The organism is Pseudolactococcus plantarum (assembly GCF_002441715.1).
Classification (GTDB): Bacteria; Bacillota; Bacilli; order Lactobacillales; family Streptococcaceae; genus Pseudolactococcus; species Pseudolactococcus plantarum.
This window is the reverse complement of the sequence record NZ_JXJX01000034.1, coordinates 1-823: the sequence shown is the minus strand read 5'-3', so window position 1 is coordinate 823 and position 823 is coordinate 1. Positions and strand designations below refer to the sequence as shown.

The 823-nt window shown below is 37.4% G+C and carries 1 protein-coding gene; it reads right to left on the bottom strand.

All coding sequences use genetic code 11. The annotated features are described in order from the left end of the window. A partial coding sequence (locus RU87_RS09500) for an IS3 family transposase (RefSeq protein ID WP_167373835.1) occupies window positions 1–823 on the bottom strand: 823 nt, incomplete at both ends.

The window sequence follows — 823 nt, the reverse complement described above, 5'->3', positions numbered from 1 at the left end:
TTATAAAAGGCTTCAATATACCAGAAAATACTCTGATAGGCTTCTTCAAAGTTCTTATATTTAAATTGATAGACCCACTCTCTTTTTAAATGTCCATGCCAAGATTCAAGACTGGCATTATGATAAGGATAGCCCTTACGACTGAAGGAGTGAGTCATTCCAGAGTTTTTTATTGTCTCTTCATACTCATGACTCGTATACTGACTTCCTTGGTCAGAATGAAGCATCACAGCTTCTGGATAATTTTGTGATTCCATTGCCTTATTCAAAGTCCTTTGCACTAATTCTACAGTCATTCGCTTTCCTAAATCCCAAGCAATGACTTTTTTAGTATAACGATCCATAATGGTTGAGAGATAAACCCAGCCTTGTTGAGTAGGAATATAAGTAATATCAGTTGCCCAAACCTTATTTATCTTTTTAGGCTCATGTTGTATAAGGTTCTTTCTGTTAATACCATCACTTACGGAGTGTCCGGGTTTAAATTTTTTAAGTACGACGGACTTGAGCTGAAGTTGTTTCATAATTTTTTGTACGAGCTTTATCCCTACTTTTTCCCCTTGATTGAGTAAGAGGTGATGAATCTTAGGTGCCCCATAAATTCCCCGATTCGCCTTGAAAAGTTGGTCAATCTTCAGTGCCAAGTGTTGTCTTCTTAATTGAATTTTGGATGGCCGTCGATTGATTCTCTCATAATAACTTGCTTCAGGGACACCAAGCAGTTGGCAACTGAGTCTGACATTGAGTGCTAAAGTTTTAATCGTTTGAGTCATATCCGCAGCACTCACATCTTTTTCTCGGCGAATATGGTCAATACTTTTTT